At 64.1% G+C, this 23,402-nt stretch carries 29 protein-coding genes; 1 reads left to right on the top strand and 28 read right to left on the bottom strand.

Features of this window, described 5'->3' with window-relative positions; genetic code table 11:
* Window positions 1-45 precede the first annotated feature (45 nt).
* The 4 genes from P5W99_RS13380 to P5W99_RS13395 all read right to left on the bottom strand — a co-directional run bounded on the left by P5W99_RS13380 (window position 46) and on the right by P5W99_RS13395 (window position 3,789).
* Window positions 46-828, bottom strand: coding sequence for a cytochrome c1 (locus tag P5W99_RS13380; RefSeq protein WP_421025277.1), 783 nt, complete (start codon window positions 826-828; stop codon window positions 46-48).
* 24 nt (window positions 829-852) lie between these two features.
* On the bottom strand, window positions 853-2,250 hold the full coding sequence (locus P5W99_RS13385) for a cytochrome b (RefSeq protein WP_434661106.1): 1,398 nt from the start codon (window positions 2,248-2,250) through the stop codon (window positions 853-855).
* Window positions 2,250-2,870, bottom strand: a complete 621-nt coding sequence (petA, locus tag P5W99_RS13390; RefSeq protein ID WP_421025278.1) for a ubiquinol-cytochrome c reductase iron-sulfur subunit — start codon at window positions 2,868-2,870, stop codon at window positions 2,250-2,252. The genes P5W99_RS13385 and petA overlap by 1 nt, the downstream gene beginning before the upstream one ends.
* 172 nt (window positions 2,871-3,042) lie before the next feature.
* Window positions 3,043-3,789, bottom strand: a complete 747-nt coding sequence (locus P5W99_RS13395) for a Nif3-like dinuclear metal center hexameric protein (protein WP_421024871.1) — start codon at window positions 3,787-3,789, stop codon at window positions 3,043-3,045.
* Between the two features lie 19 nt (window positions 3,790-3,808).
* On the opposite strand from P5W99_RS13395, the gene P5W99_RS13400 reads away from it, so the two are divergent.
* The gene (locus P5W99_RS13400; RefSeq protein ID WP_421024872.1) at window positions 3,809-5,020 is read left to right on the top strand and encodes a Do family serine endopeptidase; all 1,212 of its coding nucleotides are present in this window, start codon (window positions 3,809-3,811) and stop codon (window positions 5,018-5,020) included.
* A gap of 85 nt (window positions 5,021-5,105) precedes the next feature.
* On the opposite strand, the gene tatC is transcribed toward P5W99_RS13400, so the two are convergent.
* From tatC to P5W99_RS13520, 24 genes are all read right to left on the bottom strand, one after another.
* Window positions 5,106-5,894, bottom strand: a complete 789-nt coding sequence (tatC, locus tag P5W99_RS13405; RefSeq protein WP_434661108.1) for a twin-arginine translocase subunit TatC — start codon at window positions 5,892-5,894, stop codon at window positions 5,106-5,108.
* A 57-nt stretch (window positions 5,895-5,951) separates the two neighbouring features.
* Window positions 5,952-6,503 carry a Sec-independent protein translocase protein TatB gene (gene tatB, locus P5W99_RS13410; protein ID WP_434661110.1) on the bottom strand — a complete coding sequence of 184 codons (552 nt, stop codon included), beginning with the start codon at window positions 6,501-6,503 and terminating at the stop codon, window positions 5,952-5,954.
* Between the two features lie 49 nt (window positions 6,504-6,552).
* Entirely contained in the window at window positions 6,553-6,795 is a 243-nt protein-coding gene (gene tatA, locus P5W99_RS13415; RefSeq protein WP_421024875.1) for a Sec-independent protein translocase subunit TatA, read from the bottom strand.
* A 244-nt stretch (window positions 6,796-7,039) separates the two neighbouring features.
* Entirely contained in the window at window positions 7,040-7,408 is a 369-nt protein-coding gene (locus tag P5W99_RS13420) for a histidine triad nucleotide-binding protein (RefSeq protein ID WP_421024876.1), read from the bottom strand.
* 68 nt (window positions 7,409-7,476) lie between these two features.
* On the bottom strand, window positions 7,477-7,881 hold the full coding sequence (locus P5W99_RS13425) for a DUF4870 family protein (protein WP_421024877.1): 405 nt from the start codon (window positions 7,879-7,881) through the stop codon (window positions 7,477-7,479).
* Window positions 7,882-7,994: 113 nt separating this feature from the next.
* Window positions 7,995-8,363 carry a phosphoribosyl-ATP diphosphatase gene (locus P5W99_RS13430; protein WP_129562950.1) on the bottom strand — a complete coding sequence of 123 codons (369 nt, stop codon included), beginning with the start codon at window positions 8,361-8,363 and terminating at the stop codon, window positions 7,995-7,997.
* Window positions 8,360-8,785, bottom strand: coding sequence for a phosphoribosyl-AMP cyclohydrolase (gene hisI / locus P5W99_RS13435; RefSeq protein WP_421024878.1), 426 nt, complete (start codon window positions 8,783-8,785; stop codon window positions 8,360-8,362). The genes P5W99_RS13430 and hisI overlap by 4 nt, the downstream gene beginning before the upstream one ends.
* 4 nt (window positions 8,786-8,789) lie before the next feature.
* Window positions 8,790-9,563, bottom strand: coding sequence for an imidazole glycerol phosphate synthase subunit HisF (gene hisF / locus P5W99_RS13440; RefSeq protein WP_421024879.1), 774 nt, complete (start codon window positions 9,561-9,563; stop codon window positions 8,790-8,792).
* 197 nt (window positions 9,564-9,760) lie between these two features.
* On the bottom strand, window positions 9,761-10,513 hold the full coding sequence (gene hisA, locus P5W99_RS13445; RefSeq protein ID WP_035531639.1) for a 1-(5-phosphoribosyl)-5-[(5-phosphoribosylamino)methylideneamino]imidazole-4-carboxamide isomerase: 753 nt from the start codon (window positions 10,511-10,513) through the stop codon (window positions 9,761-9,763).
* A gap of 190 nt (window positions 10,514-10,703) precedes the next feature.
* Window positions 10,704-11,345 (bottom strand): imidazole glycerol phosphate synthase subunit HisH, encoded by a 642-nt coding sequence (gene hisH, locus P5W99_RS13450; protein ID WP_421024880.1) that lies wholly within the window; start codon window positions 11,343-11,345, stop codon window positions 10,704-10,706.
* Between the two features lie 12 nt (window positions 11,346-11,357).
* The gene (hisB, locus tag P5W99_RS13455; protein ID WP_421024881.1) at window positions 11,358-11,945 is read right to left on the bottom strand and encodes an imidazoleglycerol-phosphate dehydratase HisB; all 588 of its coding nucleotides are present in this window, start codon (window positions 11,943-11,945) and stop codon (window positions 11,358-11,360) included.
* Between the two features lie 94 nt (window positions 11,946-12,039).
* On the bottom strand, window positions 12,040-13,116 hold the full coding sequence (gene hisC / locus P5W99_RS13460) for a histidinol-phosphate transaminase (protein ID WP_421024882.1): 1,077 nt from the start codon (window positions 13,114-13,116) through the stop codon (window positions 12,040-12,042).
* Window positions 13,117-13,304: 188 nt separating this feature from the next.
* The gene (hisD, locus tag P5W99_RS13465) at window positions 13,305-14,624 is read right to left on the bottom strand and encodes a histidinol dehydrogenase (protein ID WP_421024883.1); all 1,320 of its coding nucleotides are present in this window, start codon (window positions 14,622-14,624) and stop codon (window positions 13,305-13,307) included.
* Between the two features lie 43 nt (window positions 14,625-14,667).
* Complete coding sequence (gene hisG / locus P5W99_RS13470) at window positions 14,668-15,354, bottom strand: ATP phosphoribosyltransferase (RefSeq protein ID WP_421024884.1); 687 nt, start codon at window positions 15,352-15,354, stop codon at window positions 14,668-14,670.
* Window positions 15,351-16,613 carry a UDP-N-acetylglucosamine 1-carboxyvinyltransferase gene (gene murA / locus P5W99_RS13475; RefSeq protein ID WP_421025279.1) on the bottom strand — a complete coding sequence of 421 codons (1,263 nt, stop codon included), beginning with the start codon at window positions 16,611-16,613 and terminating at the stop codon, window positions 15,351-15,353. Before murA ends, hisG begins: the two co-directional genes overlap by 4 nt.
* Window positions 16,614-16,721: 108 nt before the next feature.
* On the bottom strand, window positions 16,722-16,961 hold the full coding sequence (locus P5W99_RS13480; RefSeq protein ID WP_035531648.1) for a BolA family protein: 240 nt from the start codon (window positions 16,959-16,961) through the stop codon (window positions 16,722-16,724).
* 27 nt (window positions 16,962-16,988) lie between these two features.
* Window positions 16,989-17,744, bottom strand: a complete 756-nt coding sequence (locus P5W99_RS13485) for an ABC transporter permease (protein WP_434661115.1) — start codon at window positions 17,742-17,744, stop codon at window positions 16,989-16,991.
* Window positions 17,741-18,676 (bottom strand): ABC transporter ATP-binding protein, encoded by a 936-nt coding sequence (locus P5W99_RS13490; protein WP_421024885.1) that lies wholly within the window; start codon window positions 18,674-18,676, stop codon window positions 17,741-17,743. The genes P5W99_RS13485 and P5W99_RS13490 overlap by 4 nt, the downstream gene beginning before the upstream one ends.
* Window positions 18,677-18,936: 260 nt before the next feature.
* Window positions 18,937-19,209, bottom strand: a complete 273-nt coding sequence (locus tag P5W99_RS13495) for an STAS domain-containing protein (protein WP_421024886.1) — start codon at window positions 19,207-19,209, stop codon at window positions 18,937-18,939.
* Entirely contained in the window at window positions 19,206-19,838 is a 633-nt protein-coding gene (locus P5W99_RS13500; RefSeq protein WP_421024887.1) for an MlaC/ttg2D family ABC transporter substrate-binding protein, read from the bottom strand. The genes P5W99_RS13495 and P5W99_RS13500 overlap by 4 nt, the downstream gene beginning before the upstream one ends.
* 156 nt (window positions 19,839-19,994) lie before the next feature.
* A complete protein-coding gene (locus P5W99_RS13505) occupies window positions 19,995-20,990 on the bottom strand; it encodes an MlaA family lipoprotein (RefSeq protein WP_421024888.1) in 996 nt (331 codons plus the stop codon).
* Between the two features lie 12 nt (window positions 20,991-21,002).
* On the bottom strand, window positions 21,003-21,632 hold the full coding sequence (mlaD, locus tag P5W99_RS13510) for an outer membrane lipid asymmetry maintenance protein MlaD (RefSeq protein ID WP_421024889.1): 630 nt from the start codon (window positions 21,630-21,632) through the stop codon (window positions 21,003-21,005).
* A gap of 54 nt (window positions 21,633-21,686) precedes the next feature.
* Window positions 21,687-22,463, bottom strand: coding sequence for a lipid asymmetry maintenance ABC transporter permease subunit MlaE (gene mlaE / locus P5W99_RS13515; protein WP_421044914.1), 777 nt, complete (start codon window positions 22,461-22,463; stop codon window positions 21,687-21,689).
* The gene (locus tag P5W99_RS13520; protein ID WP_421024891.1) at window positions 22,460-23,281 is read right to left on the bottom strand and encodes an ABC transporter ATP-binding protein; all 822 of its coding nucleotides are present in this window, start codon (window positions 23,279-23,281) and stop codon (window positions 22,460-22,462) included. The genes mlaE and P5W99_RS13520 overlap by 4 nt, the downstream gene beginning before the upstream one ends.
* Between the last annotated feature and the right edge of the window lie 121 nt (window positions 23,282-23,402).

The following is a 23,402-nucleotide window of genomic DNA, read 5'->3' on the forward strand; positions in this document are numbered from 1 at the left end:
CAGGCGGTGTCTCGTCGCACCGGCCCCACGTCGGTCAGGACGTGATTATTTGATATCTTTCCAGTACGCAGCGTTCAGTCGCCACGCGAAAAAGCTCAGAACGCCGAGGAACAGGAGCACCCAGACCCCGAGCTGCTTGCGGGTTTTCTGCTCTGGCTCGGCCATCCAGCCAAGGTATGCAACAAGATCGGCCACGGCAGAATCATAATCTACCGGCGAAAGCTTCCCGGGCGTGATCTGTTGGTACCCCACAAAACGGTGGACCTTCTCCCCCGTTTCCTCTTCCACAATGTCTTCGAACTTCGCCCTGCGAACGCCCTGCAATTGCCAGAGCACGTTGGGCATGCTCACGTTTTCGAACGCCAGATTGTTCCAGCCGGTCGGCCGCGTATCGTCGCGGTAGAAGCTGCGCAGATACGTGTACAGCCAGTCGCGTCCCTTCGCGCGCGCCTCCACGGAGAGGTCCGGCGGCGCCACGCCGAACCATGCCTTGGCGTCGTCCGGGCGCAACGCGATGGACATCGTGTTGCCGACTTTATCCGTCGTGAAAAGGAGATTATCTTCGATTTGCTTCTGCGGGATGCCGATCGCTTCCAGCCGGCTGTAGCGCATCAAGTTCGCACTATGGCAATTCAGGCAATAGTTTACAAACAATTGCGCGCCATGTTGCAGCGAAGCAAGATTTTCCCCGTTATCGGGTGCGTGGTCGAGCGGAATGTTTTCCTGCGCCGCCACCGATCCCGCCCCGAATCCCAGCGCGCATGCCAGCGCAACGCCGGCAATGCCCGCGCCCGTCGCCCTTGCGAGCGTCGAAAAGAGAGATTTCATCATCGTGTCTTCCTCGCTCGCTGATTAATGGGGCTTGAACCGCACGCGCTCGGGCGGCTGCTTGAAGGTGCCAAGCGTCGTCCAGAACGGCATGCCGAGGAAAAACGCGAAATAGACGAGCGCGCAGATCTGGGCGATCAGCGTCGCCGCCGGCGAGGGCGGTCGGGTTCCGAGAAACCCGAGCGTCAGGAACGCGAGCACGAAAATCGCAAGAAAGACTTTGTGGAACAGCGGCCGGTAGCGGATCGACTTCACCGGCGCGCGGTCGAGCCACGGCAGGAAGAAGAGCGAGACGACCGCCGTGCCCATCACCACGACGCCCCAGAACTTCGACTCGGTGAAGTACATCGCGAGGATCACGAGAATCGCCAGCACCGGCAGCCCGCCCTTCCACCTGCCGCGCGCACGCACTAGCGCGAGCAGGCCTAGCAGCGCAATCACGATCATCAGAACGATCTTGAACGGGTCGGTCGTGGCGCGCAGCATCGCGTAGAACGCAGTGAAGTACCAGACCGGCGCGATTTCGGGCGGCGTCTGCAGTGCGTTGGCGGGCACGAAGTTGTTGGCTTCGAGGAAGTATCCGCCCATCTCCGGCGCGAAGAACACGATGGCCGCGAAGATCATCAGGAAGATGCACACGCCCATGAAGTCGTGCACGGAGTAGTACGGATGGAACGGGATACCGTCGAGCGGAATGCCGTCCGCGTCCTTTTTCTCCTTGATCTCGACGCCATCGGGGTTGTTCGAGCCCACTTCATGCAGCGCCACGATGTGCGCGATCACGAGCCCGATCAGCACGAGCGGAATCGCGATCACGTGGAACGCGAAGAAGCGGTTGAGCGTGACGTCGGAGACCACGTAGTCGCCGCGAATCCAGAGCGACAGGTCCGGGCCGATGAACGGAATCGCCGAGAACAGGTTCACGATCACCTGTGCGCCCCAGAACGACATCTGGCCCCATGGCAGCAGATAGCCGAAGAACGCTTCGGCCATCAGGCACAGGAAGATCGCGCAGCCGAAGATCCAGACGAGTTCGCGCGGCTTGCGGTAAGAACCGTACAGAAGCCCGCGGAACATGTGCAGATACACGACCACGAAGAACATCGATGCGCCCGTGGAGTGCATGTAGCGGATCAGCCAGCCCCACGGCACCTCGCGCATGATGTACTCGACCGACGCGAACGCGAGCGTCGAATCGGGCTTGTAGTTCATGGTGAGGAAAATGCCGGTGACGATCTGGTTCACCAGCACCAGCAGCGCGAGCGAGCCGAAGAAGTACCAGAAGTTGAAGTTTTTTGGCGCGTAGTACTCGGAGAGATGCGCTTTCCAGGTCGACGTCATTGGAAAGCGCTTGTCGATCCAGCCGACGAGTCCCGAGGAAGCGTCCGTTGCCGTAATCTCTTTTTCGTGTCCCGTCGCCATCACGCTTCTCCTTTCTCGTCCTTGCCGATCACGATCTGCGTCGGAGACGTGAACATGTACCGGGGGATATCGAGGTTCTGCGGCGCGGGCTTGTTTTTGAACACGCGGCCGGCGAGATCGTAGGTCGAGCCGTGGCACGGGCACAGGAAGCCGCCGGGCCAGTCGTCTGGCAGGTTGGCCTGCGGGCCTTCCTGGAAGCGCGGCGTGGGCGTGCAGCCCAGATGAGTGCACACGGCAACGGCCACGAGAATGTTCTGATGCTCCGCGCGCGAGCGGTATTCGTTCTTGCAGTAATCCGGCATCGGCATGGAGAACGGATGCTCGGAGTGCGGGTCCGCCAGTTCGGGATCGGCCTTCTTGCAGTCGGCCATCATGCGCTCGGTGCGCTTGAGGATCCACACGGGCTTGCCGCGCCACGCCACGGTCATCATCGTGCCGGCTTCAAGTCCGCTGATGTCGACTTCAACCGGCGCGCCGGCCGCGCGGGCCTTTTCGGATGGTGCAAACGAAGCTACGAAAGGTACGACAGTGGCTACGCCTCCAATGCCACTTGCTACGGACGTCGCAATCAGCCAGGTACGGCGGCTGCCGTCGACGCGGTCGTTCTCATTGTCTCGCATCACATCGCCCCACTTCTGAGTTGGATTTATCCGTCACGCCAGCAAACCCGCGGTGCTGCCGAACGCTAGTTTGCTCGAATGGAGTTGGCATTTACAAGGGGCGTGCGCCAAAAACCGGGCGAAGTCCTTGATAACTCGGGGTTTTCCCCCAGAAAATGGGGCCATTTTCTGGCTAGACAGGATTGTGGATATCGATGAAGAGATGTTCGATGTCGAATGCCTCGGCGAGGTGCGCGCCGACCGCCTGCACGCCAAAGCGCTCAGTGGCATGGTGGCCCGCGGCGAGGAACGCCACACCGCTTTCGGCCGAGGTGTGAGTCGTGGGCTCCGAGATCTCGCCGGTCAGGAAGACGTCGGCGCCCGCGTCGATCGCAGCGTCGAAGAGGCCTTGCGCCGCCCCGGTGCACCAGGCCACGTGGCGCAGTTCCCAGTCGGGGTCGCCGAGCACGAGCGGTGCGCGGCCGAGCGTCTGCTCGACTTGCGCCGAGAAATGCGCGAGCGTGATGGGCATGGGCAGCGTGGTCATCCACCCGAGATCCTGGTCACCGAAGCGTTTTTCGCCGATCCAGCCGAGTTTGGCGCCCAACTGTGCGTTATTGCCCAGTTCAGGGTGGCTGTCGAGTGGCAGATGATAGGCGAAGAGATTGAGGTCGTTCGCCAGTAGCGCCTTGAGGCGGCGGTGCTTGCGTCCCGTGATCTGCGGCGGCTCGTTGCGCCAGAAGTAGCCATGGTGGACCAGCACGGCGTCGGCGCCCCACTCCAGCGCGGCTTCGAGGAAGGAGAGCGAGGCGGTCACGCCGGTCGCGATCTTCTCAACGCGACGCCGCCCCTCCACCTGCAGGCCGTTCGGGCAGTAGTCCTTGAACCGCGCGGATTCCAGAAGATTGTTCAGATACAATTCCAGTTCGATCCGATCCATATAATCCTCTAATCTTCAGATGCTTAGACGCTTTTGGCTGTTCTTCGCCCAAGCGGTGACGGTCCTGCTGGCGTTGATGTTCATCATCGCGACGCTCAAGCCGCAATGGCTCGAGCATCAGGGGCAACTCGGCAAGCAGCTCGCGGAGCCGATCGTCGCATTGCGGGAAGTGGCGCCGGGCATCAGCGGCAGCCCCGCGCAGAATTCCTATGCCGATGCGGCCCAGAAGGCGATGCCGGCGGTCGTCAACGTGTTCTCGAGCAAGGACGGGTCGCTGCCCCCCGATCCGCGCCAGAACGACCCACTATTTCGCTACTTCTTCGGCAAACCCAATACCAACCGAAAACAGCAGGAACAGCCCGCCGCGAACCTCGGCTCGGGTGTGATTGTCAGTCCGGACGGTTACATTCTAACGAACCAGCACGTGATCGACGGCGCGGATCAGATCGAAATCGCGCTTTCCGACGGCCGCACCACCAATGCGAAGGTGATCGGCATCGATCCGGAAACCGATATCGCCGTGCTCAAAATCAATCTGCCGAATCTGCCCACCATCACGCTCGGGCGCATGGAACGGGCGCGCGTGGGCGACGTCGTGCTCGCCATCGGCAACCCGTTCGGCGTGGGTCAGACGGTCACGATGGGCATCATCAGCGCGCTCGGGCGCAACCATCTTGGCATCAACACGTTCGAGAACTTCATCCAGACCGACGCGCCCATCAACCCGGGCAACTCGGGCGGCGCGCTCGTCGACGTGAACGGCAACCTGCTCGGCATCAACACGGCCATTTATTCGCGCTCGGGCGGCTCGCTCGGCATCGGCTTCGCCATTCCCGTCTCCACCGCGCGCAGCGTGCTGGAGAGCATCATCACGACGGGCACGGTCACGCGCGGCTGGATCGGCGTGGAGCCGCAGGACGTGACGCCCGAGATCGCCGAGTCGTTCGGGCTGAACCAGAAGCAAGGCGCGATCGTCGCGGGCGTGCTCCAGGGCGGCCCCGCCGACAGGGCCGGCATTAAGCCCGGCGATGTCCTGACTGCGGTGAACGGCGAGGACATCACCGACACCACGCGCCTGTTGAACGTCATCGCCCAGATCAAGCCGGGCACCGCCGCCAAGGTTCACCTCGTGCGCAAGAACAAGGACATGGACCTGAACGTGACGATCGGCAAGCGCCCGCCGCCGCCCAAGCAGCAGAATCAGGACGACGAAGGCGACGACGGCGGTTGACGGCTCGCACGCAGCCGGCAAACGCAAGAAAGAAAGGCCGCGAACGGTACCGTTCGCGGCCTTTCTTTCTTGCTCCATGACTGGCTCAGGACTCGCTCGCCGCCTCGCTCTCGTCGGTGGCGCTCTTCTCGCCCGTCCCGACGAAAAGCCGCGCCGCAATAATCCCCGCTTCATACAGCACGATCAGCGGCACTGCGAGAATGAGCTGCGAAAACACGTCCGGCGGCGTAACGACCGCGGCAACGATGAACGCCCCAACGATCACGTAAGGACGAATCTCCTTGAGCTTCTTCACCGTCAGCACTCCCATGCGCACGAGCAGCACGACGATGATCGGCACCTCGAAGGTCACGCCAAAAGCGATGAACATCGTGAGTACGAAGCTCAGGTAATTGTCAATATCCGTCGTCATCTCCGCGCCGAGCGGCGCGTTGTAATGCGCCATCACCCGGAAGATGGTGGGAAACACGACGAAATACGCGAATGCCATGCCGCACAGGAACAGCGTGTAGCTGCTCCCCACCAGTGGCGCGACCAGCTTCTTTTCGTGCTGGTAGAGGCCTGGCGCGACGAACGCCCAGATCTGATAAAGCACGAACGGCAGCGCGATCACGAAGGCGACCAGCATCGTCACCTTCATCGGCACGAAAAACGAGCCGGTCACGTCGGTGACGATCATCTTGCCGTCACGCGGCAAGTTCTGCATCAGCGGGCGGGCGAGCAGCCTGAAGATGTCCGGCGCCCAGTACACGAGCCCGACGAACACGACGATCACGGAAATGCCCGCGCGAATGATGCGGTCGCGCAGTTCGACGAGGTGCGAGATGAAGGTCTCTTCAGCGCCCTCGTCTTGTGTTTGTTGGGGGTCGCTCACACCGGCCCTCGGGGGTTGGAGATAGACAAATTCAAACTCGACTGCGGTAGCGGGGCATCAGAGAAAACGCGTGGGCCGGCGCAAGCTGGCCGGTGTGTGCTGCGCGACGCGCGCCGCGCCCGATTGCACGCGCGTGCGCCGCAGCGTCGCGCGCTTGTACCAGACCGGCGTAGCCGTTTGCTTCACGCGCCAGTTCTTGCGTTTGACGCCTGCCGCATTCGCGCCGCCCGAGCGCCACGAGGTGCCGCCCGAAGCCCCCGTACCGCCGGTCACGCCGGCCCCAACCGGATCGGCGCTGCCCGCTGTGCTGAAGGCGCCACCCGTGCCCGCGTTCCAGGCGTCGTTCAGCTCGGTTTCGTGCTTGCGCAGGTTCTCGTGAACGGTGTTCTCGACGTTTTGCGCAGCCTGCTCGAACTCGCCCTTCATGCGGCGCAACTCGTCCAGTTCGATCTCGCGCGTGACTTCCGCCTTGACGTCGTTGACATAGCGCTGCGCGCGCCCGAACAGCGCGCCTGCCGTGCGCGCAACGCGCGGCAGACGCTCCGGCCCGAGAACGACCAGCGCGACGACGCCGATCAGCGCCATCTTGGTTAGACCCAGATCGAGCATGAATGAAGCTTTCCGTCAGCCTTGGGGCGGGAAATAACGGCTGCCGCGCTTAGCGGAAGTCGTTCGAACGCGGGGTCTTGTCCTTGGCGTCGACATCGACCGTGCCGCCGCTCTTTGGCAGTTCGCGCTTTTGCGCATCAGCGCCGGACTCTTCGCCCTCGCGCATGCCTTCCTTGAAACCCTTCACCGCACCGCCCAGATCGCTACCGATATTGCGCAGCTTCTTCGTGCCGAAGACGAGCGCCACGATCAACAACACGATCAGCCAATGCCAGATGCTCAACGAACCCATGATCAAAACTCTCCTTAACCCCGTTGCCGCGCCTCATGCGCAGCGAATAAACATTGGCGCGTGAACGCGCTTCATGACACTCGCGACTATCGACCGGTCCGGCGCAGCGCCGTGGATTCCGGTCTCAGGCGGGTTGTCCGGCAATGCCGCCCGGTATGCTACCTGTAAGCTATTTCGGCTGCGTGGCAATGCGTCCCTTTTTCAACCACTCTTGGGGATTCTGCCGTACCGGCACGCAGGCGCGCTATCCCATGCGCTGCCACGGACGCGGTCCGGCCAGCAGATGCGCATGCAGGTGATAGACTTCCTGCCCGCCTCCGGGCCCCGTGTTGACCACGGTGCGATAGCCCGTCTCGCCCCCTGTATAGGACACGCCCAGCTCTCTCGCCAGCTGTGCCACCAGCACAAACATTCTACCAAGCAGCGCAGCGTCGTTTTCACCGCAGTCAGCAAGGGTGGGTATATGTTTTCGCGGGATGACCAGCACGTGAGTTTGTGCCGCCGGCCGGATGTCACGGAACGCGACGAACTCGTCGTCTTCATAGACGCGCGTGCTCGGGATCAGGCCGTCGGCGATCTTGCAAAAGAGACAGGTGCTGCGGTCGTGACTCATAGTGTTCCTGGGCAGCCGTACGGAGAGAAAGCGTGCCGGGTTTCGCTCTGAGACCCGGCGCTACCGCGTCAAAACCACGCGCGCGGGTCGGACAACGGCTTGTTGTCGTGCAGATACAGCCAGCCTTTGATGATACGGTACAACGTCCAGATCGCGACAGCCCACAAAATTGGAATGCCGATCAACACGAAAAAGAGCGCAATACCGATCAGATGTCCTGCAAGCCCGAGCCAGAACGTGCGGATCTGCCACGTGAAGTGCTGCTCGTAGGGTGTGCCCGCCGCTTCGTCGCGCTTGATGTAATTGATGATGATCGCCACCAGCACGGTGACGCCGCCGGTGAGCCAGTAGAACGCATAAAGCCCGTAGAGGACGTGCGTGAGCGTGCGCAGGCTGCGCAGACGATCCGCGTCGAGCGGATCGCGCTCCGGGGTTCGGTAAGCAGGAGGCGGATAGCCGCCGGGGGTGGACATATGTGGCATCTCCCTGTCGAGCACGACTCGCGTGCATCTCATGGGCGAGGGCCACTGATGGCCCGGCCCAAAAATTCGACTCGAATCCGGGGCCTGAATTCAATCTCGCAGCATCAGTCGCCGTTTTCTTCGCGCTCGCGGCTCTTGCGCAGGGCCTTTTCTTCGAGACCCGAGAGCCCTTCGCGGCGCTCCAGTTCCGCCAGCACGTCGGCGGGGCTCAGCTCGAAATGCGAAAGCGCGACGAGGCAATGGAACCACAGATCAGCCATTTCCCCAACCAGCGCCTTCGGCGCGCCGCCCTGGCGCACGTCCTTGGCGGCGAGCACGACTTCGGTAGCCTCTTCGCCGACCTTCTTGAGCACGGCGTCATCGCCCTTGTGGAACAGGCGCGCGACGTAGGAAGCGTCGGGGTCGCCGCCCTTGCGGCTATCGATCACCGCGGCAAGGCGCAGCAGGGTGTCGTTGGTGTTCAATTGCGTCATTTGTAGATGTGTTCGGGGTCTTTCAGCACCGGATCGACAGCGACCCAGCGGCCTTCGTCGGCGGTGCCTTCGAATTGCTGGAAAAAGCACGAGTGACGGCCGGTGTGGCACGCGATGCTCGACACTTGCTCGACCTTGAGCAGCACGACGTCTTCGTCGCAGTCGAGGCGGATGTCGTGAACGTGCTGCACATGGCCCGACTCCTCGCCCTTGAACCACAGGCGCTGGCGCGAGCGCGAAAAATACACCGCGCGGCGCAGTTCGACCGTCCTGGCGAGCGCTTCCCGGTTCATCCACGCGAACATCAGCACGTCGCCCGTCGTGGCCTCCTGGGCGATCACGGGCACGAGGCCGTTGGCGTCCCAATTAACCTTGTCGAGCCAGCCAGCCTTCGCAAAATCGTTCGTTTCAGCGTTGCTCATGGCGTCACATCCTCACCGAAATGCCCTGCTCGGCCATGAAGCGCTTGGCCTCGCCCACGGTGTGCTCGCCATAGTGGAAGATGCTCGCCGCCAGCACGGCGTCGGCATGACCCTTGACGATGCCGTCCGCGAGATCCTGCAGGCCGCCCACGCCGCCCGAGGCGATCACGGGAATCGGCACGGCGTCGGACACCGCGCTCGTGAGGGCGAGATCGAAGCCGCTCTTGGTGCCGTCGCGGTCCATGCTCGTGAGCAGGATTTCGCCCGCGCCCAGCTCAGCCATCTTGCGCGCCCATTCGACGGCGTCGATGCCCGTGGCCTTGCGGCCGCCGTGCGTGAACACTTCCCAGCGCGCGGGTTCGCCCGGTGCTGAAGTACGCTTCGCGTCGATGGCGACGACGATGCACTGCGAGCCGTATTTGTCGGCCGCATCGCGCACGAGCTGCGGATTGGCGACGGCCGACGAGTTCATGCTGACCTTGTCGGCGCCGGCGTTAAGCAGCCGCCGCACGTCGGTGACGGCGCGCACGCCGCCGCCCACGGTCAGCGGAATGAAGACCTGCGAGGCCACCGCTTCGATGATCGGCAGAATCAGGTCGCGCTGGTCCGAAGTGGCCGTGATGTCGAGAAAAGTGAGTTCGTCGGCGCCCTGGTCGTCGTAGCGGCGCGCGATTTCGACGGGGTCGCCCGCATCGCGCAGCTCGACGAAGTTGACGCCCTTGACGACCCGCCCGGCGGTCACGTCGAGACAGGGAATGATGCGTTTGGGTAGAGCCATGATCTTGCCGATGTTGCCAGGCGCGCCGAAACCGCAGCAGCTACGCCTATAGTCGCGCGATAGCGGTTATCGCGAAATTAGCCGGAGGCCGTATCTTCGGGAACGGACTTGCCGCCCCTTGCCGGTCGCACCGAGAACCCAAAGTGGATCCGACCTCCACCCGGGAGGCCGTCCACGCGACGCATCAAGCGTCGTCCTTAAGCGTCGTCAGACTCACGCAGGCTGTCTGCGTGCGTTTGCGCCTGGGCGAAATCGAGATCGCCCGAGTAGATCGCGCGGCCGCAGATTACGCCTTCGATGCCTTCGTCCTCGACTTCGCACAGCGCGTCGATGTCGGCGAGATTCGACAGGCCGCCGCTCGCGATCACCGGAATCTTCACCGCGCGCGCGAGGCGCACCGTCGCTTCGATGTTGATGCCCTGGAGCATGCCGTCGCGGCCGATGTCGGTGTAGATGATCGACTCGGCGCCGTAGTCTTCGAACTTGCGCGCGAGATCGACCACTTCGTGGCCCGTGAGCTTGCTCCAGCCGTCGGTGGCAACCTTGCCGTCCTTCGCGTCGAGCCCGACGATGATATGGCCCCCGAACGCCGTGCACGCTTCCTGCAGGAAGCCCGGGTTCTTCACCGCGGCCGTGCCGATGATCACGTATGAGAGGCCGTCGTCGAGATAGCGCTCGATGGTGTCGAGGTCGCGGATGCCGCCGCCAAGCTGCACGGGGATCTCGTCGCCGACTTCGCGGATGATCTCGCGAATCGCGTCCTCGTTCTTCGGCTTGCCGGCGAACGCGCCGTTCAGGTCGACGAGGTGCAAACGCCGCGCGCCGCGCTCGACCCAATGTCGGGCCATGGCCGCCGGTTCCTCGGAAAAAATCGTCGCCTGGTCCATATCGCCTTGTTTAAGGCGAACGCAGTGACCGTCTTTGAGATCGATGGCCGGAATCAGCAGCATAGCAATCGGGTGATATCTGGGAATGTGGTTGGAATCAGCCGGCAACGGCCGGGAAGAACCCCGATCCGACGCCGTTTCGCTAGTTTAGTACAACTCTTTCGGCAGCCTTGCTGATGCAAATCGGCTTTGGGCGATGCTTGCACGCAGGCCCTCCGGCCGGGCGCTTCGAACCAACAGCGCCGTCCGTGAATCAGGGGTTCCAGTGAACGAAGTTGCGATAGACGCGCAAGCCCGCCGCAGCGCTCTTTTCCGGGTGGAATTGGGTGGCGAAGATGTTATCTCGCGCCACCGCCGAGGTAAAGTCCGCGCCGTAAGGCGTTTCGCCTACGGTGTGAGCCGGATCGGCCGGAACCACATAATAGCTGTGCACGAAATAAAAGAAGCTCTCGTCGGGCACGCCGTCCCACAGCGCGTGAGCGCGCGACTGGCGCACGCGGTTCCAGCCCATCTGCGGCACCTTGAAGCGCGAGCCGTCGTCCTGAAGCCGCCCTTCGAGCTCGAAGCGCACGACCTTGCCCGGCAGCAGGCCGAGACCCTTCGTGTCCCCTTCGGCGCTCCAGTCGAACAGCATCTGCTCGCCCACGCACACGCCCATCAGCGGCTTGGTGCGCGAGGCTTCGAGCACGGCGTCCTGCAAGCCCGATTCCGCGAGACTGCGCATGCAGTCAGGCATCGCGCCCTGGCCCGGCAGCACGACGCGGTCAGCCGCGCGAATCGCCTCCGGGCGCTCGACGATCTGCACGTCGGCTTCCGGCGCAGCCTGTTTCAATGCCTGGGCCACCGAACGAAGGTTGCCCATCCCATAATCCACAATCGCAATTGAAGTTTTCATCTCGGATACCGCTTACAAGCTGCCCTTGGTAGACGGAATCTTGCCCGCCTGGCGCTCATCGAGCTCGGAAGCCTGGCGCAGCGCGCGGCCGAAGGCCTTGAACACGGTTTCCATCTGGTGATGCGCGTTCAGGCCGCGCAGATTGTCGATGTGGAGCGTCACGCCCGCGTGGTTGACGAAGCCGCGGAAGAATTCGATCGACAGGTCGACGTCGAACGTGCCGATGCGCGCGCGCGTGAACGGCACGTGGAACTCGAGGCCCGGACGGCCCGAAAAGTCGATCACCACGCGCGAGAGCGCCTCGTCGAGCGGCACATAGGCGTGGCCGTAGCGGCGGATGCCCTTCTTGTCGCCGATGGCCTGCGCGACTGCCTGACCGAGCGTGATGCCGACGTCTTCCACCGTATGGTGGTCGTCGATATGGGTATCGCCATGCGCCTCGATTTCCAGATCGATCAGACCGTGTCGCGCGATCTGGTCGAGCATGTGGTCGAGAAACGGCACACCGGTCGCGAGCTTCTGCTCGCCGGTGCCGTCCAGATTGAGTTTCACGCTGATTTGCGTTTCGCTGGTGTTGCGAACGACTTGCGCGACGCGCATGGCAATTTCCTTCAAACAGCCCGTAACGGAGGGTTCATGGAACGAAAGCCCGGAGCGCTCGTGACACTGTGCGCTTCAGGCCGGTGAGATCGGATTACTTGAGCACGAGCTTAAGGGCGGCGAGCAAGCGCGCGTTTTCGTCGGGGGTCCCGACGGTCAGGCGTACGCAATTCGCCAGCAATGGATGCATTTTACTCACGTTTTTGACTAAAACCCGCGCCGTCAGCAGGGTATCGAACACGGCGGAGGCATCGGGCACGCGCACAAGCAGGAAATTGCCGGCGCTTTCGAACACTTCGGCGCCCGGCAACTTTGCAACGTCGGCAGCCAATTGCGCCCGGTCTGCGCGCAATTGGGCCGCCTGCGTGTCGAGCACGTCGAGATGTTCGAGCAGGAAATCGGCGGCGGCCTGGGTGAGCACATTTACGTTATACGGCGGGCGCACCTTGTCGAATTCGTTGAGCCATGCAGTACGGCCCGCGAGGTAGCCCAGACGGATGCCCGCCAGCCCGAGCTTGGACATCGTGCGCATCACGACCACGTTGTCGAACGCGCCCGCGCGCGGCATCCAGCTCGCCTGCGCGAACGGCTGATAAGCCTCGTCGATCACGACGAGCCCGCCGGCTGCATTGGCAGCCTCGATAATGCGCTCGATGTCGGCGTCCGCGAACAGCGTGCCGGTCGGGTTGTTCGGGTACGCCAGCCAGATCATGGCCGGCTGGTGTTCGGCGATGGCGACCAGCATGGCATCGCAATCGAGCGTGAAGTCGGCCTTGAGCGGCACGCCGACAAAATCCACCTGCGCAAATTTCGCCGACATCGCGTACATCACGAAGCCCGGCACCGGCGCGAGCACCTTCGCGCCCGGCTTCGCGCACGCCACCGTGACCATGCTGATGATCTCGTCCGAGCCGTTGCCGAGCAGCACGTCGCAGCCGGGCGGCACATGCATCGCGGCCTTGAGCTTCGCCATGAGCGCCTCGGGGCGCGGAGCCGGATAGCGGTTCAGCGCGATGCCCGCGAGATGCTCGCCAAGTTGCGCCGCCAGAGCGACCGGCAACGTGTACGGGTTCTCCATGGCGTCGAGCTTCACGAAGCCGGTGGCGTCGGGAACCGGGTAGCTCGTCATGGCGAGCACGTCGGAGCGGATGATGTCTTGTGGTGTTGTCATTGTCGATTGGCGCGCGCGAGGCGCGCAGCCGGCACGAACGGCCAGCTATGGCGCGCGCGGGTTACTTCGGTGTTCCAAACATCGGGCTCAGGCGAGCGTATTTCAAGCCGATGCTTGCGCACGTCTCCTCGGGGGTGCGGCACGCATGAAACTCATGCATGCCGCGCTGTTTTGATTCTGGTACCGCTTCAGACCTGCTTCATGCGGTACTCGGCGCTGCGCGCGTGGGCCTGGAGGCCTTCGCCGTAGGCGAGTTCCGCGGCGATCTCGCCGAGCGTCTGCGCGCCCTCCGCGCTCACCTCGATCACGCTCGATCGCTTGATGAAATCATAGACGCCGAGCGGCGACGAGAAACGTGCGGTACGAGACGTAGGCAGCACGTGATTCGGCCCCGCGCAGTAGTCGCCGAGGCTTTCGCTCGTGTAGCGGCCGAGGAAGATCGCGCCCGCGTGGCGGATTTCGGCGCCCCACTTCTGCGCATCGAGCGCAGAGATTTCGAGGTGCTCGGGCGCGATGTCGTTGGCGATTGCGCAGGCTTCGGCCATGTCGCGCACCTTCACGAGCGCGCCGCGGTTCGTGAGAGACGTCGCGATGACTTCGGCGCGCGGCATGGCGGGTAAAAGCTCGTTGATGGCGTCTTCCACGCGCTTGATGAACGCTTCGTCCGGGCACAGCAGGATGGATTGCGCGAGTTCGTCGTGCTCGGCCTGCGAGAACAGGTCCATCGCGACCCAGCGCGGATCGGTCGTGCCGTCGCACAGCACGAGAATCTCGGAGGGTCCGGCGATCATGTCGATGCCGACCGTGCCGAACACGCGGCGCTTGGCCGAGGCCACATAGGCATTGCCCGGGCCGCAGATCTTGTCGACGGGCGGAATGGTGCGGGTGCCGTAAGCGAGCGCGCCCACAGCCTGCGCGCCGCCGATGGTGAACACGCGGTCGACGCCGCCGAGCAGCGCCGCCGCCAGCACGAGCGGATTCTTCACGCCATCGGGCGTGGGCACGACCATGATGATCTCGCGCACGCCCGCGACCCGCGCGGGAATCGCGTTCATCAGCACGGAAGACGGATACGCGGCCTTGCCGCCCGGCACGTAGAGACCCACGCGGTCGAGCGGCGTGACCTTCTGGCCGAGCACGGTGCCGTCGGCTTCGGTGTATTGCCAGCTATGCGAGCCGCACTCGATGCGCTGCTTCTCGTGGTAGCCGCGCACGCGCGCGGCCGCCGCCTCGAGCGCCGCGCGCTGCTTGGGCTCGAGACTTTCCAGCGCCGCCTCGAGCTCGCTGATCGGCAACTCCAGCGCATCGACGCTGGCAGCGCTCAGGCGATCGAAGCGGTTCGTGTAATCGAGCACGGCGGCGTCGCCGCGCGCCTTCACATCGGCGAGAATTTGCGCGACTGAGCGCTCGATGGCCTCGTCTTCGCTCGCCTCGAAGGCGAGCACGCCATGCAGCGCCGCCTTGAAACCTTCGGCGCTCGAATCGAGTTTGCGCATCGTGATAGCCATGCTGATATCCATCCGGAACGGTTATATGCGGGTAATGCGCGGGTTATGCGCGCGACGCGCGTTCGAACGCGTCGAGAATCGGCCGCAGCGCGGCGCGCTTCAACTTGAGCGCCGCCTGATTCACGACGAGGCGCGAAGAGATCTGCATGATCTCTTCGACCTCGACCAGGTTGTTCGCACGCAGCGTGCCGCCCGTGCTGACGAGGTCGACGATCGCGTCGGCGAGGCCGACGAGCGGCGCGAGCTCCATCGAGCCGTAAAGCTTGATGAGGTCGACGTGCACGCCCTTGGCCGCGAAGTGCTGGCGCGCCGATTCCGTGTACTTGGTGGCCACGCGCAGGCGCGCGCCCTGGCGCACGGCGTTCGCGTAGTCGAAGCCCGACTTCACGGCCACCGAGAGGCGGCAGCGCGCGATGTCGAGATCGATCGGCTGATAGAGCCCGTCGCCGCCGTGTTCGAGCAGCACGTCCTTGCCCGCCACGCCAAAGTCGGCCGCGCCGTACTCCACGTAGGTGGGCACGTCGGTCGCGCGCACGATGATCACGCGCAGGTTCGGGTCGGTCGTCGGCAGGATCAGCTTGCGCGAGGTTTCCGGGTCTTCGGTCACCTCCACGCCCGCGGCCGCGAGCAACGGCATCGTCTCTTCGAAGATGCGGCCCTTCGAGAGCGCCAGCGTGAGCGGCGCGCCGGAGGCGGCGGCCGGCGTGGGCTTGGACTCGACCGTGCTCATGCCGCGTTCCCCTTGATGCGCTTCACGTTCGCGCCGATTCTGGTGAGCTTCTCTTCCATGCGGTCGTAGCCGCGGTCGAGGTGATAGATGCGGTCGATGAGCGTCTCGCCGTCGGCGCACAGGCCCGCGATCACGAGGCTCGCCGAGGCGCGCAGATCGGTCGCCATGACCTTCGCGCCCGACAGCTTCTCGACGCCGGAGACCAGCGCCGTCTTGCCGTCGATCGTGATGCTCGCGCCGAGGCGGTTCAGTTCCTGCACGTGCATGAAGCGATTCTCGAAGATCGTTTCCACGACCTGCGAGGTGCCGTCCGCGATCGCGTTGAGCGCCATGAACTGCGCCTGCATGTCGGTCGGGAAGGCCGGGTATTCGGCGGTGCGCAGATTCACGGCGCGCGCGCGCTCGTGCATGCGCACGCGCATCCAGTCGTCGCCCTCTTCGATCGTCACGCCCGCTTCGCGCAGTTTGTCGGTAACGGCGTCGAGGATGCCCGGACGCACGCGGCGCAGCATGACATCGCCGCCCGCGGCGGCCACCGCGCACAGGAACGTGCCGGCCTCGATGCGGTCGGGAATGACCGTGTGCTGCGCGCCGTGGAGCTGGTCCACGCCCTGGATCACGAGGCGGTCGGTGCCGATGCCTTCGATCTGCGCACCCATCGCCACGAGCAGGTGTGCGAGGTCGCCCACTTCGGGCTCGCGCGCGGCGTTCTCGATCACCGTCTCGCCCTCGGCGAGCACGGCGGCCATCAGCAGGTTTTCCGTGCCGGTGACCGTGATCATGTCGGTGACGATGCGCGCGCCCTTCAGGCGCTTCGCGCGCGCCTCGATGAAGCCGTGCTCGATATTGATCTCGGCGCCCATCGCCTGGAGGCCCTTGATGTGCTGATCCACGGGGCGCGCGCCAATCGCGCAGCCGCCGGGCAGCGACACCTTCGCCTCGCCGAAGCGCGCGACGAGCGGCCCGAGCACGAGAATCGACGCGCGCATGGTTTTCACGAGCTCATACGGCGCGACGAGGTTGTCGACCTTCGAGGCGTCGAGCTGCACGCGGTTGCCATCGTGCCCGGTGCGCACGCCCATCTGGTTCAGCAGCTTGAGCGTGGTGCGCACGTCCTGGAGGTCGGGCACGTTGTCGAGATGGACGGGTTCCGCGCTCAGCAGGCCCGCGCAGAGAATGGGGAGCGCCGCGTTCTTCGCACCCGAAACGGTCACTTCCCCTGCGAGCTGCTGCCCGCCGACGATGACGAGTTTGTCCATGCCTGAGGTTTCCTGATCGGTGCGGCCGGCTTGCGGCGTCGCGTCATGTGGTGCGGCGCCGCTCGCGGCGGCGCCATTGTCCTGGGTAATTCGCACTGAGATTCCAGATTATGCGTTCTGCCATTCGGCGGGCGTGAGCGTCTTCATGCTGAGCGCGTGGATTTCCTCGCGCATGCGCTCGCCGAGCGCCGCATAGACGAGCTGATGGCGCTGGATCAGGCGCTTGCCTTCGAACGCGGGCGATACGATCGTCGCGAAGAAGTGCTGACCGTCGCCCTCGACTTCGAGATGCTCGCACGCGAGCCCTGCCGAGATGTACTGCTTGACCTGTTCCGGAGTCGGCAACATGGTGGGTGGCTCCTGCCTCAATTGCATTTAGTGGCGCAGCTTGTAGCCGCTTGCGAGCAGACGCATCGCCAGCGTGGCCAGCACCACGAAAAAGACGAAAACAATCGCGAGACTTGCGAGCGGGTTAATGTCGGACAAGCCGAAAAAACCGTAGCGGAAGCCGTCGATCATGTAGAAGAACGGGTTCAGCCGCGACACCTCGCGCCAGACCAGCGGCAGCGTATGTGTCGAATAGAACACGCCCGAAAGGAACGTGAGCGGCATGATAAGAAAGTTCTGAAACGCCGCGAGCTGGTCGAACTTCTCGGCCCAGATCCCGGCGATCAGGCCGAGCGTGCCGAGGATCGCCGAGCCGAGCACCGCGAACGCGATGATGTAGAGCGGCGCGGAAAAGCTCATCGGAATGAACCAGATCGTCACGACGAACACGCCCGCGCCAACGGCGAGGCCGCGCACGATCGAAGCGAGCACGTAAGCTCCAAACATCTCCCAGGCGGCCAGCGGCGGCAATAGTACGAATACGAGATTGCCCGTGATCTTCGATTGAATGAGCGACGAAGACGAATTGGCGAAAGCGTTTTGCAGCACGCTCATCATCACGAGGCCGGGAATCAGGAAGCTCGTGTATTCGACGCCCGGATACACCTCCACGTGGCCGCGCAGCGCGTGGCCGAAGATCGTCAGATACAGCAGCGCGGTGATGACCGGCGCGAGCACGGTCTGGAAAGAGACCTTCCAGAAACGCAGCACTTCCTTGTAGAACAGGGTACGAAAGCCGCTCATGCCAGCCCCTCGATGACCTCAGGGCCGTTCATCACCTGCACGAAGACATCCTCCAGATCGGCTTTGCGCACTTCCACTTCTTCCAGTTTGCAGCCGTTCGCGCGGCACAGCGACAAGATGCGCTCGACTTCATCGTAGCTGGCGAGGCGCAACAGATGCTGGCGCTCGCGGCCATTCGGCAGATTCGACGTATCCACTTCGAGCGCGCGCAGTTCGGTGGGCAGCACGCCTTCAGAAAAGCGCACGAACAACTGCGTGCCCGCGAAGCGCTGCAGCAGCGTACTGGTGCGCTCGAGCGCCACCACCTCGCCACGCCGCAGCATGGCGATGCGGTCGCACAGCTCTTCCGCCTCTTCCAGATAGTGCGTGGTGAGCACGATGGTGTGACCTTCGCGGTTCAGGCGCGCAATGAACTTCCAGAGCGTCTGGCGCAGCTCGACGTCCACGCCGGCGGTGGGTTCGTCGAGCACGATCACGGGCGGCCGGTGCACCAGTGCCTGCGCGACCAGCACGCGGCGCTTCATGCCGCCCGACAGCGCACGCATGTTCACATCGGCTTTTTCGGTGAGGTCGAGATTGGCCATGATCTCGTCGATCCACGCATCATTGTTGCGCAGGCCAAAATAACCGGACTGGATGCGCAGCGTCTCGCGCACCGTGAAAAACGGATCGAACACCAGTTCCTGCGGCACCACGCCGAGATTGCGGCGCGCGTTGCGGTAATCGCTCACCACGTCGTGACCGCGCACGGTGATCGAGCCCTCGTCGGCGCGCGCGAGGCCTGCGAGACAGCTGATGAGCGTCGTCTTGCCCGCGCCGTTCGGGCCGAGCAGCCCGAAGAACTCGCCCTCTTCTACGGTGAAGCTGACGCCCTTGAGCGCCTGGAGCTCTTTGTAGCGCTTTTTGACGTTGCGGATTTCTATGGCTGGCATGACTCAGGCGCCGCCCGTCGTGAACGGCGCGGCTGATAGTGCATCTACGCTGCGGGGAAGACCAGAATTGGGGACGGTTTATGCCGCCTTCGAAGCTCCCGAAAACCGGGGCAACGCCCAAAAAACGTTTGATTATAGGCCAAGTCGGAGAGCCCGGCCTGGGCCCGGTCTGGACTTGAAGATGGAAGCGGCGGCCTGCGGCAACTGGGTTCGCGCGCCAAAGCGGCGCTCGACCGGCGTGGCCGCGTGGCCGCCGCGCGTCAATGTCGCTCGTGGAGGAGCGAGTCGACGCCGTAAGCGCGCGCGAGGGACGCGAGCGCGGTGGGGAGATTCAGAACGCTGAGGGTGAGGCCACGCTCGCGCGCGGCGCGCTGCCATGCGATCAGCACGGCGAGCGCCGATGAATCGAACTGCGTGAGCGACGCGCAATCGACGGCGCCGGCGCCTGCCGCGATCTGCGCGAGGCCCGCCGAGAGCGTGGCATTCGCACTCTCGAGATTCAGCGTGGCGCCGGTGGCGAAGCGCTCGCTCACGAAGCGGCCTTGCCGGCGGCGAGTTGCTGGTTACGCTGCGTGAGGAAGCTGATGAGGCCCTGCACGCCGCCCTGCTGGATCTTCTCCTGGAACTGCTGCTGGTAGGCCTGGATCAGCCATGCGCCGAGCACGTTGATGTCATACACGCGCCAGCCTTGCGGCGTCTTGTACAGACGGTAGTCGAGCTCGATCGGCTGGCCGTTGTTCATGACCGTCGAACGGACCACGACATCGGTATCGTCCGGGCTCGCACGGAACGGCTTGTACTCGATCTGCTGATCGCGCACCTGGGCAAGCGCGCCTGAGTACGTGCGGATCAGGAGCGTCTTGAACTGCTCGGTGACCTGTTGCTGCTGCTCGGGCGTGGCCGTGCGCCAGTTGCGGCCCATGGCGAGCTGCGTCGTGCGGCGGAAGTCCGTGTACGGCAGGATCTTCTCGTTCACGAGCTCCGTGATCTTGTTGATGTCGCCGGACTGGATCGACTTGTCGCCCTTGATCTGGTCCATCACCTGCTGCGTGACCGACTTCATCATGGCGTCAGGGTTGTTGGTGTCGACCGTTTGCGCGGACGCTGCGCCGGCAAACGCAAAAAACATGGCGAAAATCGGGAACAGAAAGAATTTCTTCATAGCGAGTCCTGCAAGTTGGGGAACAACGCCCCGTTGGAGGTCAACGATATCACGCGAGCATCAAGGCACCGAGTCAAAGAGTGCCAAGAAACTGCGACAAGCGTTTCAGCTTGTTACGTCAGATTTAAGGGCCGGGACAAGGACCGCCTGGCCCAATCAATGCAGGCGCAGCAGACCCGGCGCGCCAATGCCAATGCGCGCCGGCGGAACGAACTGTTCGCCCGGCACCGCGGCGCCGGATGCGCCCGCCGGTGCCGCGGCACCTGATGCCGGCGTCGCGGGCGCTGGTGTCGCGCCGTCGGGGCTGGCCGGCGCCATGCTGGCTGCCGTCGGCACTGCGGCACGCGCAGCGCCCGATGCCGGAACCGCCGCCGCCGTGCCCGATGCGGGCACGGCCGCACCCTCATCGGGCTCGCCGTAGTTCGGCAGTGGCGCGCCATCGCCGTAATCGGGCAGATTGCTCGACGTATGACCGTCGGAGAGCAGGTACTGGCGGCGCTGCAAATAGGCGTTGCGAATAAACGAATACTTGTCGATGGCCGCGCCTTCGAGCAGATCGCTCGCGCCCAACAGGTTCGCGCGCGCGCTCACCACGTCCAGACCGTAAAGACCCCACGAAAGCGCCGGCGGATTCACGTACGTAAGCGGATTGATGAAGTAGTTGCCCACCATCCCCACGCCGTCGCGCACGGTGCTCGGACCGAACAGCGGCAGCACCAGATACGGGCCGGCCGGCACACCGTAATGGCCGAGCGTGAGACCGAAGTCCTGGTTGTGCTTGGGCAGCTTGGCGAGCGACGCCACGTCGAACAGGCCGCCCACGCCGAAGACCGTGTTGATCACGATCCGCATGACGTCCTCGACCCCATCGGCGATCTTCAACTGCAGCAGATTATTGGCCGCGTTGTAGACATCGCCGATGTTCGCGAAGAAGTTCGTCACGCTGTCGCGTACCGGCTGCGGCGTGACTTTCACGTAGCCCTTTGCAACCGGCTTGAGCGCGTACTGATCGACTGTGTCGTTGAAGGTGTAGATCGAGCGGTTGAAGCCTTCCCAGGGATCGTCCTTCGACGGCGTCTGCACCGTCGAACACGCCGTCAGCGCGAGCGCCACGGCCCCGGCCGTGAGGGTGCGCATGCGAGGGATCGTCATTTTTTATTCTCCTTATTGCGCTGCCGCGCCCGAGCCAGCCGGCGCAGACGCGGGTGCCGGCGCGGGAGCGGCGTGCTCGCCGCCAGCCCCGTTCGCGGGGGCCGGCACGGGCGCAGCGGCGCTGTTGCCCGCGCTGTTGCCGGCGCTGTTGCCCGCGTTGTTACCCGATTTCGAAGCCCCCGAATCGGCAGCCTTGCTGTAGAGGAACTGGCCGATCAGGTTTTCGAGCACGATCGCCGATTGAGTCATGGAGAGGGTGTCGCCGGCCTTGAGCATTTCCGTGTCGCCGCCCGGCTCCAGCCCGATGTACTGCTCACCGAGCAGGCCCGAGGTCAGGATCTTCGCCGACGAGTCCTTCGGAAACTGATACTGCTGATCGATGTTGATGGTGACGAGCGCCTGATAGGTGTTCGTATCGAAGCCGATGGACGCCACCCGGCCCACGGTCACGCCTGCGCTCTTCACAGGCGCGCGCGGCTTGAGTCCGCCGATATTGTCGAACTTGAGCTTGACCGGGTAGGTCGGCTGGAACGAAAGCGAGCTCATGTTGCCGGCCTTCAGCGCGAGAAACAGCAGCGCAATGAAGCCCAGCACCACGAACAGGCCGACCCAGAAGTCGAGAGCAGTCTTTTTCATCGTCATTCCAATCAGAATCCGTTGCGGCGGCGCCATGCACGAGGCGCCCGCGCTCCATCCTTAGCTGAACATCAGCGCGGTGAGCAGGAAGTCGAGGCCCAGCACCGCGAGCGACGCGTACACGACCGTCCTCGTGGTCGCGCGCGACACGCCTTCGGGCGTGGGCTTTGCCTCGTAGCCCTGATACAGCGCGGTGAACGTGACGGCGAAGCCGAACACGATGCTCTTGATCACGCCATTGCCCACGTCTGCCCAGACATCCACGCCGCCTTGCATCTGCGACCAGAACGCGCCCGCGTCCACGCCGATCAGCAGCACGCCCACCACGTAGCCGCCCAGAATGCCGACCGCGCTGAAGATGGCCGCCAGAATGGGCATGGCGACCACGCCCGCCCACATGCGCGGCGCGACCACGACGCGCACCGGGTCGACCGCCATCATTTCCATAGCCGTAAGTTGCTCGCCCGCCTTCATGAGGCCGATTTCGGCCGTGAGCGAGGTGCCCGCGCGGCCCGCGAACAGCAGCGCCGTGACGACGGGGCCGAGCTCGCGCACGAGCGAGAGCGCAACCAGCAGCCCGAGCGCCTGCTCGGAGCCGTAGCGGTTGAGCGTGTAGTAGCCCTGCAGGCCCAGCACGAAGCCCACGAACAGGCCCGACACCGCGATGATCAGCAGCGAATAATTGCCGACGAAGTGGATCTGCTTCGTGACAAGGCGCGGACGGCGCAGCAGCGGGAAGAATTCCAGCACGAGGCGCATGAAAAAGCGCGTGGCATGGCCCGCACGCGAGATCGAGTCGAGGACCGCGCGGCCGAGCGAACTGATGGCGCCGATCATGAGCGGCCTCCGCCGACGCCGAAGTCCGCGTCGAGCGGCACGTCCGTCGGGTAGTGAAAGCGGAACGGGCCGTCAGGCGCGCCGTCGATGAACTGACGCACGATCGGGTCGGTCGAGGCGCGCAGCTCGGCGGGCGTGCCCTCCGCCTGCACGTGGCCGTTCGCGAGGAAATAGACGTAATCGGCAATCGCGAACGATTCGGGCACGTCATGCGTGACGAGGATCGACGTGGCGCCGAGCGCGTCGTTCAAGGTACGGATCAGGTTCGCGGTGATGCCGAGTGAAATGGGGTCGAGACCAGCAAACGGCTCGTCGTACATCATGAGCTCAGGGTCGAGCGCGATTGCGCGCGCCAGCGCCACGCGCCGCGCCATGCCGCCCGAAATCTCCGAAGGCGCGAGGTCGCGCGCGCCGCGCAGGCCCACCGCGTTGAGCTTCATGAGCACGAGGTCGCGGATCAGCTCTTCGGGGAGATCGGTGTGTTCGCGCAGCGCAAACGCAACGTTTTCGAACACCGACATGTCGGTGAAGAGCGCGCCGAACTGGAACAACATGCCCATTTTCCGGCGCAGCGCGTAAAGGCTGTCGCGTGATTGCGCGCCGATGTCCTGACCCTGAAACAGCACCTGCCCGCGCTGGGCGCGCACGAGGCCGCCGATCAGCCGCAGCACCGTGGTCTTGCCGCCGCCCGAGCCGCCCATGACCGCAACCACCTGACCGCGCCGAAAGCGCATGTTCAGGCCGGACAGGACGAGCCGGTCGCCGTAGCCGAAGTCGACGTCGCGCAGCTCCAGAAGGGTCTCAGAGTTCGAGGGCACGTAGCAGGCAGTCCATTTATACGAAGGCGGGATTATAGGGCCATCGTACGAATGCTGCCGTGGCACGCCCAAGCCCCTTGATGCAAGTCGGGCATCCCCGAGGACGCCACGGCTCGCGCTT

The sequence above is a fragment of the Paraburkholderia sp. A3BS-1L genome (assembly GCF_051125215.1).
GTDB lineage: Bacteria > Pseudomonadota > Gammaproteobacteria > Burkholderiales > Burkholderiaceae > Paraburkholderia.

What these genes read in the sequence shown, in the direction of transcription:
- P5W99_RS13380 (WP_421025277.1), bottom strand. Translation starts at nt 828, where the DNA reads ATGAAATCTCTCTTTTCGACGCTCGCAAGGGCGACGGGCGCGGGCATT.
- P5W99_RS13385 (WP_434661106.1), bottom strand. Translation starts at nt 2,250, where the DNA reads ATGGCGACGGGACACGAAAAAGAGATTACGGCAACGGACGCTTCCTCG.
- petA (WP_421025278.1), bottom strand. Translation starts at nt 2,870, where the DNA reads ATGCGAGACAATGAGAACGACCGCGTCGACGGCAGCCGCCGTACCTGG.
- P5W99_RS13395 (WP_421024871.1), bottom strand. Translation starts at nt 3,789, where the DNA reads ATGGATCGGATCGAACTGGAATTGTATCTGAACAATCTTCTGGAATCC.
- P5W99_RS13400 (WP_421024872.1), top strand. Translation starts at nt 3,809, where the DNA reads ATGCTTAGACGCTTTTGGCTGTTCTTCGCCCAAGCGGTGACGGTCCTG.
- tatB (WP_434661110.1), bottom strand. Translation starts at nt 6,503, where the DNA reads ATGCTCGATCTGGGTCTAACCAAGATGGCGCTGATCGGCGTCGTCGCG.
- tatA (WP_421024875.1), bottom strand. Translation starts at nt 6,795, where the DNA reads ATGGGTTCGTTGAGCATCTGGCATTGGCTGATCGTGTTGTTGATCGTG.
- P5W99_RS13420 (WP_421024876.1), bottom strand. Translation starts at nt 7,408, where the DNA reads ATGAGTCACGACCGCAGCACCTGTCTCTTTTGCAAGATCGCCGACGGC.
- P5W99_RS13425 (WP_421024877.1), bottom strand. Translation starts at nt 7,881, where the DNA reads ATGTCCACCCCCGGCGGCTATCCGCCTCCTGCTTACCGAACCCCGGAG.
- P5W99_RS13430 (WP_129562950.1), bottom strand. Translation starts at nt 8,363, where the DNA reads ATGACGCAATTGAACACCAACGACACCCTGCTGCGCCTTGCCGCGGTG.
- hisI (WP_421024878.1), bottom strand. Translation starts at nt 8,785, where the DNA reads ATGAGCAACGCTGAAACGAACGATTTTGCGAAGGCTGGCTGGCTCGAC.
- hisF (WP_421024879.1), bottom strand. Translation starts at nt 9,563, where the DNA reads ATGGCTCTACCCAAACGCATCATTCCCTGTCTCGACGTGACCGCCGGG.
- hisA (WP_035531639.1), bottom strand. Translation starts at nt 10,513, where the DNA reads ATGCTGCTGATTCCGGCCATCGATCTCAAAGACGGTCACTGCGTTCGC.
- hisH (WP_421024880.1), bottom strand. Translation starts at nt 11,345, where the DNA reads ATGAAAACTTCAATTGCGATTGTGGATTATGGGATGGGCAACCTTCGT.
- hisB (WP_421024881.1), bottom strand. Translation starts at nt 11,945, where the DNA reads ATGCGCGTCGCGCAAGTCGTTCGCAACACCAGCGAAACGCAAATCAGC.
- hisC (WP_421024882.1), bottom strand. Translation starts at nt 13,116, where the DNA reads ATGACAACACCACAAGACATCATCCGCTCCGACGTGCTCGCCATGACG.
- hisD (WP_421024883.1), bottom strand. Translation starts at nt 14,624, where the DNA reads ATGGCTATCACGATGCGCAAACTCGATTCGAGCGCCGAAGGTTTCAAG.
- hisG (WP_421024884.1), bottom strand. Translation starts at nt 15,354, where the DNA reads ATGAGCACGGTCGAGTCCAAGCCCACGCCGGCCGCCGCCTCCGGCGCG.
- murA (WP_421025279.1), bottom strand. Translation starts at nt 16,613, where the DNA reads ATGGACAAACTCGTCATCGTCGGCGGGCAGCAGCTCGCAGGGGAAGTG.
- P5W99_RS13480 (WP_035531648.1), bottom strand. Translation starts at nt 16,961, where the DNA reads ATGTTGCCGACTCCGGAACAGGTCAAGCAGTACATCTCGGCAGGGCTC.
- P5W99_RS13485 (WP_434661115.1), bottom strand. Translation starts at nt 17,744, where the DNA reads ATGAGCGGCTTTCGTACCCTGTTCTACAAGGAAGTGCTGCGTTTCTGG.
- P5W99_RS13490 (WP_421024885.1), bottom strand. Translation starts at nt 18,676, where the DNA reads ATGCCAGCCATAGAAATCCGCAACGTCAAAAAGCGCTACAAAGAGCTC.
- P5W99_RS13500 (WP_421024887.1), bottom strand. Translation starts at nt 19,838, where the DNA reads ATGAAGAAATTCTTTCTGTTCCCGATTTTCGCCATGTTTTTTGCGTTT.
- P5W99_RS13505 (WP_421024888.1), bottom strand. Translation starts at nt 20,990, where the DNA reads ATGACGATCCCTCGCATGCGCACCCTCACGGCCGGGGCCGTGGCGCTC.
- mlaD (WP_421024889.1), bottom strand. Translation starts at nt 21,632, where the DNA reads ATGACGATGAAAAAGACTGCTCTCGACTTCTGGGTCGGCCTGTTCGTG.
- mlaE (WP_421044914.1), bottom strand. Translation starts at nt 22,463, where the DNA reads ATGATCGGCGCCATCAGTTCGCTCGGCCGCGCGGTCCTCGACTCGATC.